This window comes from Rhizobium cerradonense (genome assembly GCF_030182455.1).
GTDB lineage: Bacteria > Pseudomonadota > Alphaproteobacteria > Rhizobiales > Rhizobiaceae > Rhizobium.
The window spans coordinates 235,610-251,873 of the sequence record NZ_JAQJCK010000006.1; the positions used below are offsets into that span (position 1 = coordinate 235,610).

The following is a 16,264-nucleotide window of genomic DNA, read 5'->3' on the forward strand; positions in this document are numbered from 1 at the left end:
CCACCAGCTAGGCGGCCGGAGCAGGCTTCGCGCTCACCAGACCGAAGCCGCTCCGATATCTGGCCGGGGTTGTCGAAAAACGCTCTTCGAAGGCCTCGTAGAAGCGCGACAGCGAGCCAAATCCCGATTCGAACGCGACGGCGGCCACCGGAAGATCGCTGGAGATCAGCAGGGATTGGGCCGTATCCAGCCGATGGCGCGTTATGGCCTGATTGACGGTAAGACCGACCGTCTTCTTGAATACCGACATGGCGTAGTTTGGATGCAGTCCGGCCGCCAATCCGACATCGATGGCCGATATCTCGCCCAATGCATGTTCGGCAATGAAGCGGATCATTTTCTCGACCTTTGGCAGTCGGTCAGGATCTTGGTTACGCGATGCAGCAATTGCCGACCCCTGCTCGCGCAAGTCCAGCCAGCCCTCCCGCGCAATCCGCCGTATGCGAGCGACCAGCTCGTCGCGGACAATCTGTTCCAGCTCCGGATCGCCCGACAGCAGCTCATCGCGCCATCTGAGAAGCACTTCGCGGTCGTGCGGCCTGACGCTTTGCGCCTCTATCAGGCCGCCGCGGAAGACAGCATCCCGAAAGCTCCCCATGCTACGCATGTTGACGAGCACGGACATGGGGACATAGAGGCAGACGAAGTTCGCAGGCTCCGTCACCTCGACGACTTGGTGCGGGATCATTCCCCAGAAAAGGCAGAGCTGCCCCTGCGAAATCTGGAGCCTGCGGCCGTCGAACCAATATGTGATGCGTCCATCGAGGACGTAGTTGAGCTCCACCTGGCTGTGCATGTGCGGACCGCTCATGCGCCGCACCTCCAGCCTTTCTCCAGCGCAAAAGCGATGATCGCCGAAAACGACAAGCGGATGGCGCGTCGGGCCATCGTGAACTGGAACTGACTCGTCTTCGATCAACATTGGAAGATGCTCTGGCGGGGTCTCGATCTTAGAAAACCGGAAGCGATCTTCCGTATGGCGGTAGAGCTCTACGAATTTGGATGATGAATATCAACCACCGTACACGGGAGTGACGTGTGCGCGGGCGGCCAACGCCCATGAGGTCTGTGGAGGATCAATTGACCCTATTGAAGAATATCGGCTCTATAGCATTCAGCTACATGCTCGTCGCATCGGCGGCATGCGCTGGCGAAATCGTTCTCAATTCCGACCAGTCGGATCCGGCGCCGAAGAAGGCGATGGAACAACTGATTGCGGATTTTCAGGCGAAGAATCCGGACATCAAGGTTAAGTGGAACAATTTCGACCACGAAGGCTACAAGTCCGCGATCCGCAACTTCCTGACCGCCGACGCGCCTGACGTCGTGGCATGGTATGCTGGCAACCGTATGGCGCCCTTCGTCAAAGCGGGTCTCTTTGCCGATGTCAGCGACGTTTGGGCAGCGAACGGCCTGAACGACCAGTTGAAGTCTGCTGCCGCATCGATGACGATCGACGGAAAGCAGTGGGGCGTCCCCTACACCAACTATCAGTGGGGCATCTATTACCGCGCCGATATCTTCAAGGACAAAGGCATTACCCCGCCAAAGACCTGGGACGAGCTGGTGGCCGCATGCGCCAAGCTGAAAAGCGCAGGCATCACACCGTTTACGATCGGCACGAAGGCCCTGTGGCCGACCGCCGGCTGGTTCGACTATCTCGACCTGCGCGTCAACGGCTATGAATTCCACATGGATCTGACCGCAGGCAAGGTGCCTTACACCGATCCGAGGGTCAAAGCCGTATTCGCCAAGTGGGCAGAACTGGTAAAGCCGGGCTATTTCATCGAGAACCACGCAGCTCTCGACTGGCAGGACGCCATGCCGCAATTCGTTCAAGGCAAGGCGGCCATGTATCTGATGGGCAATTTCGCCGTCGCCCCGATGAAGGATGGCGGACTGAAGCAAGACCAGATCGGCTTCCTCCCGTTCCCGCAGATTACCGCAGGGGTGCCGGTTTCCGAAGAGGCTCCGACCGACACGTTCCACATTCCGTCGGGTGCGAAGAACAAGGAAGACGCCAAGAAGTTCCTCGCCTATCTCGCCTCGCCTGAAGCCCAGACGAAAATCAACGAGACGCTCGGTCAGCTACCGATCAACAACAAGTCGACCGTGCCGGACGATAAGTTCCTGAAGGCTGGTTTCGAGATGCTGGCGAACGCCCACGCTCTCGCGCAGTTCTACGACCGCGACGCCCCGGCCGATATGGCGAAGGCCGGCATGGAAGGCTTCCAGGAATTCATGGTCAAGCCTGACAAACTCGATGCGATCCTGGCTCGCCTCGATAAGATCCGGGCTCACGCTTACAAATAACTCGTTCTGAAGATACCGCGCTGCTGGATGTTAATTCCGTCCGGCAGCGTTTTTCGTCGCATTTGTATAGGAGCAGACGATGGGCACGAGCAGTCCCGCTCTACCGGGGTTCTGGAAACGCAATCAGCGGACATTTGCACCTTGGCTTTTTCTTGCGCCAGGCGCCCTGATGTTTCTGGTCTATGTGATCGTCCCGGTATTCCAATCCGTATGGATCAGTTTCCATGACTGGGATGGTCTGGGACCCAAAACCTGGATCGGTCTTGGGAACTATGTCGAACTCCTCTCCGACGACGCCTTCTATACGTCGCTGGAGAACAACGTCATATGGCTCGTTCTTTATCTGCTGGCGGTCCCGGCTGGCTTGGCTACGGCATTGTTCCTGAACCAGACCGTCACCGGCATTCGCCTTTACAAATCACTGTTCTTCTTTCCATTCGTGATCAGCCAGGTGGTCGTCGGCCTGATTTTCACGTGGTTTTACGCTCCTAATTTCGGGCTATTCTCTGCGCTGATCCAGGCCCTGACGGGGACGCAGGTCGCCATTCTCGCAGACGAGCGCCTGGTGACCTACGGCATCATTGCCGCCGGCCTTTGGCCGCAGATCGCCTATTGCATGATCCTCTACCTGACAGGCCTCAACAACATCAATCCGGAGCAGATTGAAGCCGGGCGCATGGATGGCGCCAAGGGCTGGCACCTGTTCTGGAACATCGTCCTGCCGCAGCTTCGGCCGGCCACCTTCATCGCGGTGGTGGTGACCGTCATCGGCGCACTTCGATCCTTTGACCTCGTTTCCGTCATGACGGCCGGCGGACCTTACGGTTCGAGCCGCGTCCTTTCCTATTACATGTACGAAGAAGCGCTTTCCGAATACGGATTCCGGATGGGTTATGGCGCTGCCATCGCAGTCGTGCTCTTCCTGATCATGATGGTCTTCATCACATTCTTCCTTATTCGCATGCTGAGACAGGAAAGGAATTCCTGATGTTTCCAACTCCTGTCCAGAAATCGGGGCCATGGGTGTCGGCCGCCTACCAAGTTCTTCTGCCGATCGCCCTCATCATTTGGCTTCTTCCCCTGATCGGCGTTGCGGTCACGTCGATCCGCCCATCGGGCGATCTGGCGGCCGGCAATTATTTCGGCATTCCCTCGGGCTTTGCCGGTGTCGAGAACTATACCGCCGTCTTTCGGGATTCGCCGATCGGCCACTACATCCTCAATTCCTTCAAGATCACCATCCCGACGGTGATTGGTGCGGTCGGGCTGTCATGCCTCTGTGGCTTTGCTTTGGCCGTCTACCGGTTCAAGGGAAGCCTGTTCCTGTTCTTCGTCTTCGTTGCCGGCAACTTCATTCCGTTCCAGATCCTGATGGTCCCTGTTCGCGACTTGACACTCAAAATGGGCCTGTACGACACCGTGACCGGGCTTGTGCTGTTCCACGTCGCTTTCCAGACCGGCTTCTGCACCTTGTTCATGCGCAACTTCATCAAGGGCTTGCCCTTTTCGCTGATCGAGTCGGCGCGGGTTGAAGGCGTTTCCGAGTGGCGGATATTCATCCACATCGTACTGCCTTTGATGCGCCCGGCCATTGCGGCGCTGTCGGTCTTGATCTTTACCTTCGTCTGGAACGACTATTTCTGGGCGACCGTGCTCGTCCAGGGCCAGGCCGCAATGCCCGTTACCGCCGGACTGAACGCGTTGAACGGGCAATGGGTTGCCGCATGGCATCTGGTGTCGGCGGGTTCGATCGTCGCCGCGATGCCGCCGGTTCTGATGTTCTTCTTCATGCAGAGGCACTTCATTGCGGGCCTCACTCTCGGAGCGACCAAGGGATGAAAAAGACTGTAGTTGTAAAAGCGGGGGCCATTTGCCTCGCTCTCGGCCTGCCGGAGCGTGGCATGCCCGAGATCCTGGGCTTCGGCCGCGGGGCGCTTGCCCCGGAATTCTGGCCCGATGTGCCGCGTTCGAGCCGTGTCAACGGCATGGACGTGGACGTGCCTTCGAATGTGTTGCTGCCAGTCGGCGGACTCGGATTCTTCGGATGGCCGGCGATTTGCGGGCACCGCGATGGGCGTATGTTCACGCTGGAATTCCAGAACTGGCAGACCGAAGAGATCGACGCCGGCATAATCCTGAAGACTGAAGATCCCGTCGCGGAAATCGGCCTGCAGATATGCCTGAACGGCGGCGCGACTGGGGTTTTGTCGATTTCGACATCACTGATCAACCGCGGCTCCAGCGATTATACGCTGGATCGCTGCATGGCGGCGAGTTTCCTGATGCCGGCCGGCGCGTCAGAGCTGACCAGCTTTACGGGAATGTGGGGCCGGGAGTTCCAGACGCGCCAATCGCAACTCCCCAACGGGCTCTGGATGCAGGAAAGCCGGAGGGGGCGAACCTCGCATGACCGCTTTCCCATCATCTTCCTCGAGTGCGGCGGCGAGCGGATGGGATTCCATCTCGGCTGGAGCGGCAATCACCAGATGGCGATCGACACGCTCGACGATGGACGCCGGCTGGTGCATCTCGGCGAACTCTTCGAACCGGGTGAAATGCGCCTCGCACCGGGCGAAGCCTATGACAGCCCGACAGCTTTTGCCGGTCCTGACAGCGAGGCTTTCCATGCCTTCGTCAGAGAGAGCGTGATTGCCTGGCCGGGCGGCGAGATGAAGCCCCGGCCGGTGACGCTGAACACCTGGGAAGGCAACTACTTCGATCACCGCATGGAGTCCTTGAAAGCCCAGGCGGATGCAGCGGCGGCTGTCGGCATCGAGCGTTTCGTCCTCGATGACGGATGGTTCGGCAAGCGGGACGACGATACGACCAGCCTTGGTGACTGGTTCATAGACGCTCGAAAATACCCGAACGGGCTGAAGCCACTCGTCGACCACGTGACGTCCCTCGGCATGGAGTTCGGCCTCTGGTTCGAACCCGAGAACGTGAACCCGGAGTCCGAACTGTTTCGCGCCCATCCCGATTGGGCTCTGCAAGTCGAAGGACGCCCGCTTCTGCTGTCGCGAAACCAGCTTGTGCTGGATCTGACGCGCCCGGAGGTCAGCGACTATCTCTTCCAACGCATGGAAGCGGTGCTTTCGCAGCACGCAATCGCCTACATCAAGTGGGACATGAACCGCGATCTGACCCATGCCGGCGGCACAGATGGGCGCGCGCGCACCGCGAGGCAGACGCGAGCCGTCTACGCCCTGATGAACAGGGTCCGGCAAGCCTTTCCCGCAGTCGAGATAGAAAGCTGCGCCTCGGGCGGCGGGCGTATCGACTACGGCGTCCTCAGATACACGCACCGCGTTTGGACATCGGATTGCACCGACGCCTTCGAGCGGCTTGAAATACAGCATGGGGCGTCGCAATTCGTTTCCCCGGAGCTTCTCGGCGCACATATCGCCGCATCTCCGAACCACCAGACCGGCCGCAAGTTGAGCCTTGCTTTCCGCGCGCTGGTCGCGCTCGCCTATCACCTGGGCGTGGAACTCAATCCACTGACACTCGACGCTGAAGAGAAGCAGGAACTGGAACGCTGGATCGCGCTCCACAAGAGCCTGCGGCCGCTTCTGCATGCAGCCGGCAAGCAATTTCGTCTGCCGCCGCTCGACGGGCGTTATGTTTGGGGAGCGGCAGATACCGACCGCATCGTCGCTTTCGTCGTCCAGGGCCCGCAAATGGCGGGCGAGCAGCCCGCACCCGTCCGCTTGCCTGTGAGCGGTGATAGCGATGTGCTGTGGCGCGTGGCAGCGGTGCATCCCGTAGAGCCGGAATTCATCCGGATCTCGGAAGGCCAGCAAAAGCTTCTAAACGGAGAACTGACCTTCAGTCTCGATACGCTGAGACATGTCGGATTGCCGCTGCCGATGCTCAAGCCCGAGAGCGGGCTCCTTCTTGAATTCCAGCCCGTGAAGGGAGGTTAAGCCTCATGGGAAATGTAACGCTCAACCGCGTGACGAAGCAGTTCGGCGCCGCCAGTGTCATCAAGGGCGTCGACCTTACCATCGAAGATGGCGAGTTCTGTGTCTTCGTCGGGCCGTCCGGCTGCGGCAAGTCCACGCTTCTGCGCATGATTGCCGGGCTGGAAGATATTTCCTCCGGTGGGCTCAGGATCAGCGGCAACGACATGACCAAGGTTGGTCCCTCGGAGCGTGGGGTTGCCATGGTCTTCCAGAGCTATGCCCTTTATCCGCATATGACCGTGGCCGAGAATATCGGCTTTGGCCTGCGTATGACCGGCCACTCCAAGGAAGAGGTCTCGCGCCGAACGAGCGCTGCCGCCGAGATGCTGCAATTGAAACCGATGCTCAGCAGGAAGCCTTCCCAGCTATCCGGCGGCCAGCGTCAGCGCGTCGCCATCGGCCGCGCCATCGTGCGCAATCCGCAAGTGTTTCTCTTCGATGAGCCGCTGTCCAATCTCGACGCATCGCTCAGGGTCCAGATGCGCACGGAAATCAGCAAGCTGCATCAGGATCTCAAGACGACGATGATCTACGTCACCCACGATCAGGTCGAGGCCATGACCATGGCCGACAAGATCGTCGTTCTGCAGGGCGGGTTGATCGAACAGGTCGGATCGCCGCTGGAGCTCTATCACCGGCCGAAGAACATCTTTGTCGCCGGCTTCATCGGGTCGCCGAAAATGAACTTCATCAAGACCAAGGCATCGCCCGCAGAAGGCGGCGCTAAAGTCGATCTCCCCGGTGGTCAGTCGATCACGCTAGAGGGCGGTTCGGTGAAGGAAGGGCAATCGATCACTCTCGGGGTCCGTCCCGAACATCTCGATCGCAGCGAAGGCGGCGACGCAACGCTTCAGGGCAAGGTGCGTCTTGCCGAATATCTGGGATCGGAAACGATGTTCTATATCACCCTTGCCGACGGCGCCGAGATTGCCGTGAAGGCGGACGGGCTGGCGAAGGCCAAGCCGGGCGACGAATTCTCCATCCATATTCCGGCGGCTGCCTGCCATCTGTTCGATGATGCCGGCAACGCTATCCTCAACGGGGACCTGACGAAATAATGCTCGGCGTTTGCTATTACCCGGAACACTGGCCCGAAAGCTGGTGGGAAAAAGACGCGCGCCGCATGCGGGCGCTTGGAATCTCCTATGTGCGCATCGGCGAATTCGCCTGGTCGCGCCTTGAGCCCTCACGCGGCTCCTTCGACTTCGGCTGGCTCGACCGGGCGATGGACACGCTGGCTGCGGCCGGCCTGAAAATTGTGCTTGGCACGCCGACCGCCACGCCGCCGAAATGGCTGATGGACGAATATCCCGAGATCGCTCCGGTGGACGAAGAGGGTAGAGTGCGAGGCTTCGGCTCTCGTCGTCACTACAGCTTCTCGTCGGAAGTCTGGTGGAAGGAATCGGCGCGTATCATCGAAGCGGTCGCGCAGCGATACGGTTCGCACCCTGGTCTCGCGGGCTGGCAGACCGACAATGAATATGGCTGCCACGATACGAGCTTTTCCTGGGGCGCCGAAGACCTGAAGGCGTTTCGCCGCTGGCTTCGCCTTCGCTATCAGTCACCGCAGCAACTGAACGAGGCCTGGGGTTCCGTCTTCTGGTCAATGGAAGTTCAAAGCTTCGACGACGTCGCGCTGCCCAATCTGACTGTCACGGAGCCGAACCCTGCCGTCCGGCTCGATTTCTGGCGCTTCCAGTCCGATCAGATCGCCGCCTATGACCGAATGCAGTGCGATATCATCAGAAAGCACTCCCCGGATCGCTGGATAACCCATAACTTCATGGGTTTCGTCAACGATTTCGATCATTGGAAGGTTGGCGAAAACCTGGACCTCGCTTCCTGGGATTCCTATCCGATCGGCTTCGTGGAGAAATTTCCGTTCAGCGAGGAAGAGCGCGTGCGCTGGGCGGAAACATCCCACCCCGACATCGCCGCCTTTCATCACGATCTATACCGCGGCGTTGGCAATGGCCGGTTCTGGATCATGGAACAGCAACCGGGGCCTGTGAACTGGGCACCATGGAACCCTGTCCCCAAACCGGGGATGGTTCGTCTTTGGACCTGGGAGGGCCTTGCCCACGGGGCCGAGGTTGTCAGCTACTTCCGTTGGCGTCAGGCGCCGTTCGCGCAGGAGCAGATGCATGCCGGACTGAACCTTCCTGGCCTCGACGAGCTTTCGCCCGGAGGCAAGGAAGCCGCAATCGCCGGCCATGAGATCGATGCCGTCGGGCGCTTGCAGAAGCCGCAACAGGCACCCGTCGCCATCGTCTATGATTATGAGACCTATTGGTCCACGGTCATTCAGCCGCAGGGCAAGGATTTTCGCTACGAAGAACTTGCCTTCCGCTGGTACGAGGCGGTCAGGAAGCTTGGCCTCAACGTCGATTTCGTTCGCCCCGGCGCGTCCCTCGCGGGCTACAAGCTGGTTCTCGTTCCCTGCCTCATGCACGTCTCCGACGCGGCATTGGCGGCATTAGAGCAGGCGGATGGAACCGTGCTTTTCGGGCCACGGACCGGATCGCGGGACCGCAACTTCCGGATTCCCGCCAATTTGCCGCCCGGGCCGATCGGCGAGCTTACCGGCATCAGGATCACGCAGGTGGCTTCCCTACGGCCGGGGCTTAGCGCCTCTTTGTCGGGCGCGATCAGCGGCCGGGCGACAAGATGGCGCGAATATCTTGAGACAGCGGCGGGAGCGGATGTCGTGGCAGCGTTCGACGATGGCAGCCCAGCGCTGGTGTCGAAGGGGAGATACGTCTATTTGGCCTGCTGGGCCGACGGCGAACTCCTCGGCAATCTAATGGCGCACCTTGCCGCCGGACTCGATCTGCCGACCGCTACCCTGCCCGATTTCATCCGCCTTCGTCGTGCAGGCAATCTCACATTCGCCTTCAATTACGGGCCGGACGCCTGGACGATCCCGGAAAAGCACGACTTTGTGCTCGGCGGCCAGGAAATCGCTCCATTCTCCCTCTCGGCGTGGAGATGACTACCGGAGTCCGCGGATGAAATGAAGGAAAGCGAATCCCCTTACCTCTTTGGTGAGGGGATTGCATATTGCTACCAGCGCTGCGCCAGATGGCAAAGACTTGCGGTGGGGAGGGATCAAGCGGGCCTAGAGGTGCCTTGCCGGTTGAGCTTTGCCCCGAACGCCCGCCTTTGAGGGTTGTTTGACGAGCTCGTGGGAAATGCCGGTCTGAGCAGACCACGCGCTGCCGCTTAGCCGGTCGCCACTGCCTCTTTTATCGATGAGGCAATTTCGTCTTCGCTGCGGCCGCCATTGATCGCGATACGTCCGGCGAAGACGAAGTGGGGAACCGACCGAACGCCCGCGGCCGCCGATCTCGCCGCCTCCTGTTCGACGCGCCTGCGCCAGGCGGGGTCGCAAGCGATCGCGTGGACTTCGGCGCGTTCGAACCCGTGGTCCACCGCGATATCGGCGAGCACGTCGGCATCGGCGATATTCCGCACGCCGAGGAAATAAGCGCTGGAGATCGCCACTGCGAGCCCATGTTGCGTGCCGCGTTCACGCGCTGCAAGGATGAGCGCATGTGCCGATTGCGTCGGATAGGCCCAAAGCTGCCGGCAGAGGTCGAGCGCCAGCCCGGAGGCCTGCGCCTCGGCCTCGGGCCGCGCGAACGCGGCCTTTGGATCGGTGATGCCGTAGCGTGCGCGCAGCAGGTCGGGAATGCAAAGCCCGGACGCCGGCGCATCCGGCATGAGCAGCACCGGATGATGCCTGATATCGACGGCAAGGCCGGGCAAGCGCTCGGCCAGCACCTTGTCGAGCCGGTGTTGCCCGATGATGCACCAGGGGCAGGTGATTTCAGTAAAAAGGTCGATCTGCAGCATGGCGCCTTCCCATCAACCCTGCGGCAGCGGCGGGAGGATGATCTCGGCCCGGTCGCGTCTGGTGACGAGACCCCAGATCTCCTCGGCGACATCGTCGGGATCGAGCACCAGATATTTCGGATCGAGCGGCACGCCATTGGATGTCATGGCGCGAAGGCCGGTCGAGCGATCGAGGAACGCACCGATATTCACCGTACCGGCATAGACGCCCCTCTCCGCGACCTCAGCATTGAGGGTGAAGACGTAGTTGCGCGCCGCCGCCATCAGCGGTCCGACGCCGCTCATGCCCGGCATCGTGACCACTGCCGTCAGCCCGCCGACGATGACGACCGCGCCGTCGCCGCGCGCGAGCATGCCGGGCAGCACTGCATGCGACACCTCGACCGGCGCGAAGGTGAAGATATCGGCCATCGACCGCAGCCTTGCCGCGTCGAGTTCCGCCGCCGGCACAAAAGCCGCATCGGAGGGCACGGGCGCGTAGACGGCGACATCGATCGAGCCGAACCGATCCTCGATGGAGCGCACCAGTGGTGCGATGCCATCGACACCGGTGAGATCGGCCGGAAATGCCGCGGCCTCGATGCCGGCCTGGGCGAGCTCGGCCACACGCTCATCGAGCGGGCCGGCGCGGCGAGCGACAAGTGCTACGCGATAGCCTTCGCGACCGAACCGCATGGCCAGCGAGCTTCCGAGCCCGGTGCCGGCGCCGAAGAGGGCAATCGTTTTTCTGTCAGTCATCACTTACTCCTTGATGGCGGTATGTTTTACTGACCAGATATGATATAATGACTGCAATGTCGCAAGAACGCATATTTTCGAGGCCTAGTCACATGCATATGCCCACCCCGCCAACCATGCCCGGCACGGACCCCAGTTGCCGGAAAGTCAATGAGATCCTCGGCCGCATGGGCGACAAGTGGACGATCATGGCAATCACCATGCTGGCCGATCAGCCGCGCCGCTTCAACGAACTGAAACGGCTGATCGGCGGCATTTCCCAGCAGATGCTCACCCGCACTTTGAAGGCGCTGGAGCGCGATGGCATGGTGACGCGCAAGGTCTATCCGACCATACCGCCGCAGGTCGAATACAGCCTGACGGATCTCGGCCGCTCGCTTTCAGCGCCCCTGTTGCAGCTCGCTATGTGGGTGCTGGATCACCTGGGGGAAATCGAAGCGCATCGCGCCTTGCATGATGAAGGGGCAAGCTAGCCAAGGTAGCTAGCTAGCTCCTGCCCCTCATTGCGAGTGGTCTCAGTTGGCGGCCGTTTATGCAGCGCGACATAGCGAGAGGCAAAAACGGGCTGCCGAGTTACTTTACCCTCGTAATTTCGCAATAGATGATGTTGCGGTTCTTTCCAAACCAGATGGATACATCTGTCTCTGCCTCGCTAGCGCTTGCATCGGCAATCATTTGCATGTCGTTTTCCGAACGCAGGAGCAGAGGCCAACTCATGAATGCTTCCATGTAGCCGTCGACTTCGATTTCCTGCGAGAAGTTCGCGAACAGGAAGGAGCCGCCGGGCTTGAGCATTTCAACACATTTGCGCGTCAGTTTGGCGGCAACCGGAAGCGTGAGGTAGTCGTAGAGACCCGCAGCGTAGATGTAATCGAAATGCCCGAAAGCGTGTTTGTTGGAAAGCAGGCTCTTGACCGTGCCGTCCACCGCTTCGACGCATGTTCCGGCAAAATCGCGCGCAACCGTCCCCACGCTTAGGGGGTCCTGATCGAGCGCAATCCAGCGCTTGATTTTCCCTTCTCTAAGCGCGGTCGACAGCGCCGCTTCGCGAAGATGGCCCGATGCCATCGCCAAGACTTCGGCCGAGCCGGGTCGATCCTTGGCGTGCTCATCCACTCGTTGTGCGAGGATGTCGCGGCGTTCTCTCACCGCGACGGATGAGGACGCGTTTTTGGTGTATTCATATATCGCTCTGCCCAGCGCGGTGGATGCTGCGATTTCCGCCTCCACGATGGCATGACCATAAATGAAGTCGAGCAGATGCGCGTCACCGGAATAGCCCCGCGGCTTATCGAATGACCATTTCGTGAATGGATCCTGAAGCAGAAACTGTGCAACGGGATGGTTCTGCGCAAGGAAGACGATTTCGCTCCATATGCTGGCGTGAAACCGACGACGGATCTGATGCAACGCCTGCGATAGCCGGCTGACAATCGCATGAGAATCCACTTCGGATCGGAATTGTTGAAGCGATAAGTCGAGCGTGAGAGCAAGTTCCGCCTTGGCGATTACCATCTGATCTGATGACGGAAGGTCGTCTGGCTTAGTCGGGCGAAAAATTTGTCCAGGTGCAATGAGACTCTCGCCGTCGAACTTAAAGCCTTGTGCCATTATGAACTCCGTTGACGCAATGTTAAGCATAAATATGTGGACGACAGAACGCGATTGGATTCTGCACGTCAAGAGGGTATTTCTAGCAGTACGAGCTAAATTTCGTGATTGACACGGACGGAACTTTTGGAAGCGGTGAACGCAGGTTTATCGGCAGCAATGCTCGGGAGGCATCGCCGCATGTTCTATGAGCAGTTATCTACAGAGCAGACCGCATCCGAAATTTCCGCAAAGGCTCCATTTGTAGACGGCGCTGTCCCGACAGAAAAACACCGTGGCTTTGCTTTGGAGATGAGGGCCGCCTACGCATCGGAAAACGATGCCGTCCGCCGGGAAGGCACGCGCAAGGGATTGTGGATGGCAGTCGTCGTCTATTTGGTCTTTGCCGCTCCCGATAGCTGGCTTATTCCCGATGTTGCGCCGCTGACAATCCTCATGCGGTTTGTCGTGGCGGCTATTGCGCTGCTGGCCTTTGAGACTTTGCGGTTGGCGAAGGCAAAGACCGTCTGGTTGGACAGCACTTGCGCATTGGCGCTGATCTTCGGCTATGCCGGCTGGCTTTATCCGGCTATCGCCACAGAATATGCGACGAGCATGTCATACTACATGATCTTCGGCGCGATTTTCATGATGGGCGCGAACCTGTTCTTCAGCTTCTCGTTTCGCCTGTCCGTCCTGACGTCCGGCACTGTATTGGCCGTGTTTTTTGCGGCTCTCTACAGTTCGTTTCCATCGACGCCGGCTTACCAGCTCGCTTTCGGACTATTTTACGTCTCGTGCTTCGTGTTCACGTCTTTCGTGAACTGGCGCCTGAATGTCGAGCGCTACAACGTTTTCCTGAATGCGGTGGAAGCGCGCCACCAACATTGGGAAGCGGCAGAGCGCGGAAAGGCATTGCTGCGTCTTTCACACACGGATTACCTCACCGGCATCGAGAACAGACGCGCGATCGATCGGCGGCTGGATGAGTGCTGGAGCGCCTGGAAAGATAAGGGCCGCGAATTTTCCGTCATCCTGATCGACGTCGACTTCTTCAAGCGTTTCAACGACCGGTACGGCCATCAGGAAGGCGACCGCTGCCTGACGGTCATTGCCACGACGCTTCAGAAGCTGGTTGAGCGCCACGGAGGCATCATTGGTCGTTATGGCGGCGAGGAGTTCATCGTCGTCATGCCTTTGAAAGCGCAGGATGAAGCGATCTATATAGCGGGCAAAATTCGGCACCAAGTCGAGGCGCTCGCAATCCGACATGAAGAGCGGCCGGACGACACGCAGTTCGTAACGGTAAGTGTCGGCGTTGCTTTTATCAGCGAGCGATCCGCCGCAAAGGTGGAATGGCTTGTGCGTGAGGCCGACCTTGCGCTCTACAGTGCAAAAGCCTCCGGCCGCAATTGCGTTCGAATCTTTGATCCGGTGCTGCGGCGTCCGAACGAGGATGCCGGAAAATTGGTGCCGCTGCTGGCCGCAGCCATCGATCGGAGACTGGTATCGCTGGTCTATCAACCAATATTCGATCTCAGGGACGGGCAGATGAAAGCCGCCGAGGCTTTGATGCGGCTGCGCATGCCCGATGGAACCTCCGTGCCGCCAAGCGTCTTTATTCCGATCGCTGAGCGGACCGGATCTATTGTCGAATTGGGTCGCTGGGCGATCAAAACGGCATGTCAGGATATCCTGGCGTCCGACCGCATGGCCACGGTGAGCGTGAATGTCTCTCCGGTGCAGCTAAGATCTCCCGGCTTCGCCTCGAGCGTTGCAGCTATCCTCGAAGAAACTGGCGTCTCCGGGTCCCGGCTTGCATTGGAAGTCACCGAGGGCTTGGATATGGAGATGCAACCCGAGGTGCTGCAGTGTGTCGCCGATCTCCAGGCGCTCGGCGTCGAGATTTGGCTGGATGACTTCGGCTCCGGCTACGCCGGATTGTCGTGGCTCCGGGCGATCGAGTTCGACACCGTCAAGGTTGATCGAACCTTCCTGCATGATTGCTCGGACGAACGTGGCCTGACGATGTTACAAGACATGGTCGCCCTGATACGCAATCGGGGAAACACCATTCTGGTGGAAGGCGTGGAGACCGAGGCTCAGATGTCTGTCCTTCAGAGCCTCAGCATTGACCGGGTTCAAGGGTTTCATCTCGGCAAACCGGTGAGTGTCGATCTATTGCGGGCAAGTGCCTAGTACCTCTGAGCGAGCGGTCGACGAAGACTTCCTCGAAGTGTTATCGAAGATCGCAGCAGAGCGTCGATCGTATTTGCCGAAACTGTTCATTCTTTCTTAGTACTATACTTTAAACGCAGCTTTATAAGTTAGCGATATACGGATTTGAAACTGCCATGATGGCGGGTCGAACGCGAATGAACTGCGTCGTCTAGCCTGGGGTAGTTATTAGATGCTTCATACACTCCTTCGCTTCGCGCGGAGCAAATCCGGCAATTTCGGCACGATAACAGCACTCCTCGCCGTACCTTTGATCGGTGCGGCGGGCTTGGCGGTCGATATCTCGAACGCGCTCAGCTTGCGCAGCCAGCTCTATGCGGCTGCCGATGCGGCGGCGCTCGGAGCGATCGCGGAATCCTCAAGCGGCGTAGCGGCGGCCATGGCCATGTCTGGAGACGGCGTCGTGACAATCGGGCAGGACGACGCACGCAAGCTCTTCTTCGGCCAGCTCGCGAGCGATTGGAAGGGTGTTCCGGTGGATGTCGACGTCTCCGTAACGAAGGCAGCCAATATCGTAACGTCAAACGTCACGTTCCATGCGACTGTTCCAACGTCGTTTCTGCAGATCCTTGGCGACACGACCATTCCGATCGCCGGGGCAGCCACCGCGCAATACCAGACCGCCACCTTCATCGATTTTTACATGCTGCTCGACAATACCCCGTCCATGGGCGTGGGAGCGACCCCGACCGACGTCGCGACGATGCAAAAGAATACCAGCGACAAGTGCGCCTTTGCCTGCCACAACATGGATACGACGAACAACTACTACAATCTGGCGAAGAAGCTTGGGGTGAGCATGCGCATCGACGTGGTGCGCCAGGCAACGCAGAAGCTGACGGAGACGGCGACCACCAGCCGCTCGACGCCCGATCAATACAGGATGGCAGTCTATACGTTCGGCACACAGGCGGAGAAAGCACAGCTAACGACAGTATCCGGCCTGTCGTCCGACATGGCGCAGGTCAAAAGCTATACCGACAACGTCGATCTGATGACCATTCCCTATCAAGGCTATAACAACGATCAGACGACCAGCTTCGACAACGCGCTCACCCAGATGAAGAGCAATATGGGCACGGGCGGCGGCGGCACAAGCAGCACCGATCGCGAAAAGGTTCTCTTCTTCGTAACGGACGGGGTTGGTGACAGCCAAAAACCATACACCTGCACGAAGCCCTTGACCGGCAACCGGTGCCAGGAACCGATCGACACCTCCTTCTGTCAGCCGCTGAAGGATCAGAACGTCAAGATTGCCATTCTATACACGACCTATCTGCCGCTGCCGGCAAACAATTGGTACAATACCTGGATCGCCCCGTTTCAATCGCAAATCCCGACGCGCCTGCAAAGTTGCGCTTCGCCGGGTCTCTATTTCGAAGTCAATCCGACGCAGGGCATCGCCGACGCAATGAACGCGCTCTTCCTGAAAATCATCAGAAGCCCTCGCCTGACGAGCTGAGGTTTCGCGCGATTTTTACCGATTTACAAAATCGCGATTCGCGGCGGGAACAATACTCAGACTAGCGAGTTCGGTCAGCCGCCAGGGACACGCCTGGCCACTA

At 59.3% G+C, this 16,264-nt stretch carries 13 protein-coding genes; 9 read left to right on the top strand and 4 right to left on the bottom strand.

The features are described 5' to 3' along the window. Positions 1-7: 7 nt before the first annotated feature. Positions 8-922 carry a helix-turn-helix domain-containing protein gene (locus PH547_RS16295; RefSeq protein ID WP_285168845.1) on the bottom strand — a complete coding sequence of 305 codons (915 nt, stop codon included), beginning with the start codon at positions 920-922 and terminating at the stop codon, positions 8-10. 200 nt (positions 923-1,122) lie between these two features. Here PH547_RS16295 and PH547_RS16300 point away from each other — a divergent pair, with 200 nt between their 5' ends. From PH547_RS16300 to PH547_RS16325, 6 genes are all read left to right on the top strand, one after another. Next, positions 1,123-2,313: an ABC transporter substrate-binding protein gene (locus tag PH547_RS16300; protein WP_104827827.1), complete on the top strand. Its 1,191-nt coding sequence runs from the start codon at positions 1,123-1,125 to the stop codon at positions 2,311-2,313. Between the two features lie 79 nt (positions 2,314-2,392). Beyond that, complete coding sequence (locus tag PH547_RS16305) at positions 2,393-3,301, top strand: carbohydrate ABC transporter permease (protein WP_285168846.1); 909 nt, start codon at positions 2,393-2,395, stop codon at positions 3,299-3,301. Next, on the top strand, positions 3,301-4,152 hold the full coding sequence (locus tag PH547_RS16310; protein ID WP_104826115.1) for a carbohydrate ABC transporter permease: 852 nt from the start codon (positions 3,301-3,303) through the stop codon (positions 4,150-4,152). Before PH547_RS16305 ends, PH547_RS16310 begins: the two co-directional genes overlap by 1 nt. Beyond that, positions 4,149-6,239 (top strand): alpha-galactosidase, encoded by a 2,091-nt coding sequence (locus PH547_RS16315; RefSeq protein ID WP_285168847.1) that lies wholly within the window; start codon positions 4,149-4,151, stop codon positions 6,237-6,239. Before PH547_RS16310 ends, PH547_RS16315 begins: the two co-directional genes overlap by 4 nt. Before the next feature lie 5 nt (positions 6,240-6,244). Beyond that, on the top strand, positions 6,245-7,336 hold the full coding sequence (locus PH547_RS16320; RefSeq protein ID WP_104826113.1) for an ABC transporter ATP-binding protein: 1,092 nt from the start codon (positions 6,245-6,247) through the stop codon (positions 7,334-7,336). After that, the gene (locus PH547_RS16325) at positions 7,336-9,270 is read left to right on the top strand and encodes a beta-galactosidase (protein ID WP_285168848.1); all 1,935 of its coding nucleotides are present in this window, start codon (positions 7,336-7,338) and stop codon (positions 9,268-9,270) included. Before PH547_RS16320 ends, PH547_RS16325 begins: the two co-directional genes overlap by 1 nt. Positions 9,271-9,500: 230 nt before the next feature. Here PH547_RS16325 and PH547_RS16330 read toward each other — a convergent pair whose 3' ends face one another. Together PH547_RS16330 and PH547_RS16335 are read right to left on the bottom strand one after the other, a co-directional pair. Next, entirely contained in the window at positions 9,501-10,133 is a 633-nt protein-coding gene (locus PH547_RS16330; protein WP_285168849.1) for a DsbA family oxidoreductase, read from the bottom strand. 12 nt (positions 10,134-10,145) lie between these two features. After that, a complete protein-coding gene (locus tag PH547_RS16335) occupies positions 10,146-10,871 on the bottom strand; it encodes an SDR family NAD(P)-dependent oxidoreductase (protein WP_285168850.1) in 726 nt (241 codons plus the stop codon). A gap of 92 nt (positions 10,872-10,963) precedes the next feature. On the opposite strand from PH547_RS16335, the gene PH547_RS16340 reads away from it, so the two are divergent. Continuing rightward, positions 10,964-11,344, top strand: coding sequence for a winged helix-turn-helix transcriptional regulator (locus tag PH547_RS16340; protein ID WP_104826109.1), 381 nt, complete (start codon positions 10,964-10,966; stop codon positions 11,342-11,344). A 100-nt stretch (positions 11,345-11,444) separates the two neighbouring features. Here PH547_RS16340 and PH547_RS16345 read toward each other — a convergent pair whose 3' ends face one another. Then, complete coding sequence (locus tag PH547_RS16345) at positions 11,445-12,482, bottom strand: class I SAM-dependent methyltransferase (RefSeq protein ID WP_285168851.1); 1,038 nt, start codon at positions 12,480-12,482, stop codon at positions 11,445-11,447. A 291-nt stretch (positions 12,483-12,773) separates the two neighbouring features. Here PH547_RS16345 and PH547_RS16350 point away from each other — a divergent pair, with 291 nt between their 5' ends. Both PH547_RS16350 and PH547_RS16355 read left to right on the top strand, forming a co-directional pair. Continuing rightward, a complete protein-coding gene (locus PH547_RS16350; RefSeq protein WP_245464218.1) occupies positions 12,774-14,660 on the top strand; it encodes a putative bifunctional diguanylate cyclase/phosphodiesterase in 1,887 nt (628 codons plus the stop codon). Between the two features lie 211 nt (positions 14,661-14,871). Then, positions 14,872-16,161 carry a TadE/TadG family type IV pilus assembly protein gene (locus tag PH547_RS16355; protein WP_260304673.1) on the top strand — a complete coding sequence of 430 codons (1,290 nt, stop codon included), beginning with the start codon at positions 14,872-14,874 and terminating at the stop codon, positions 16,159-16,161. Positions 16,162-16,264 lie beyond the last annotated feature (103 nt).

What these genes read in the sequence shown, in the direction of transcription:
- PH547_RS16295 (WP_285168845.1), bottom strand. Translation starts at nt 922, where the DNA reads ATGTTGATCGAAGACGAGTCAGTTCCAGTTCACGATGGCCCGACGCGC.
- PH547_RS16325 (WP_285168848.1), top strand. Translation starts at nt 7,336, where the DNA reads ATGCTCGGCGTTTGCTATTACCCGGAACACTGGCCCGAAAGCTGGTGG.
- PH547_RS16310 (WP_104826115.1), top strand. Translation starts at nt 3,301, where the DNA reads ATGTTTCCAACTCCTGTCCAGAAATCGGGGCCATGGGTGTCGGCCGCC.
- PH547_RS16345 (WP_285168851.1), bottom strand. Translation starts at nt 12,482, where the DNA reads ATGGCACAAGGCTTTAAGTTCGACGGCGAGAGTCTCATTGCACCTGGA.
- PH547_RS16330 (WP_285168849.1), bottom strand. Translation starts at nt 10,133, where the DNA reads ATGCTGCAGATCGACCTTTTTACTGAAATCACCTGCCCCTGGTGCATC.
- PH547_RS16305 (WP_285168846.1), top strand. Translation starts at nt 2,393, where the DNA reads ATGGGCACGAGCAGTCCCGCTCTACCGGGGTTCTGGAAACGCAATCAG.
- PH547_RS16335 (WP_285168850.1), bottom strand. Translation starts at nt 10,871, where the DNA reads ATGACTGACAGAAAAACGATTGCCCTCTTCGGCGCCGGCACCGGGCTC.
- PH547_RS16315 (WP_285168847.1), top strand. Translation starts at nt 4,149, where the DNA reads ATGAAAAAGACTGTAGTTGTAAAAGCGGGGGCCATTTGCCTCGCTCTC.
- PH547_RS16340 (WP_104826109.1), top strand. Translation starts at nt 10,964, where the DNA reads ATGCATATGCCCACCCCGCCAACCATGCCCGGCACGGACCCCAGTTGC.
- PH547_RS16320 (WP_104826113.1), top strand. Translation starts at nt 6,245, where the DNA reads ATGGGAAATGTAACGCTCAACCGCGTGACGAAGCAGTTCGGCGCCGCC.
- PH547_RS16355 (WP_260304673.1), top strand. Translation starts at nt 14,872, where the DNA reads ATGCTTCATACACTCCTTCGCTTCGCGCGGAGCAAATCCGGCAATTTC.
- PH547_RS16350 (WP_245464218.1), top strand. Translation starts at nt 12,774, where the DNA reads ATGAGGGCCGCCTACGCATCGGAAAACGATGCCGTCCGCCGGGAAGGC.
- PH547_RS16300 (WP_104827827.1), top strand. Translation starts at nt 1,123, where the DNA reads ATGCTCGTCGCATCGGCGGCATGCGCTGGCGAAATCGTTCTCAATTCC.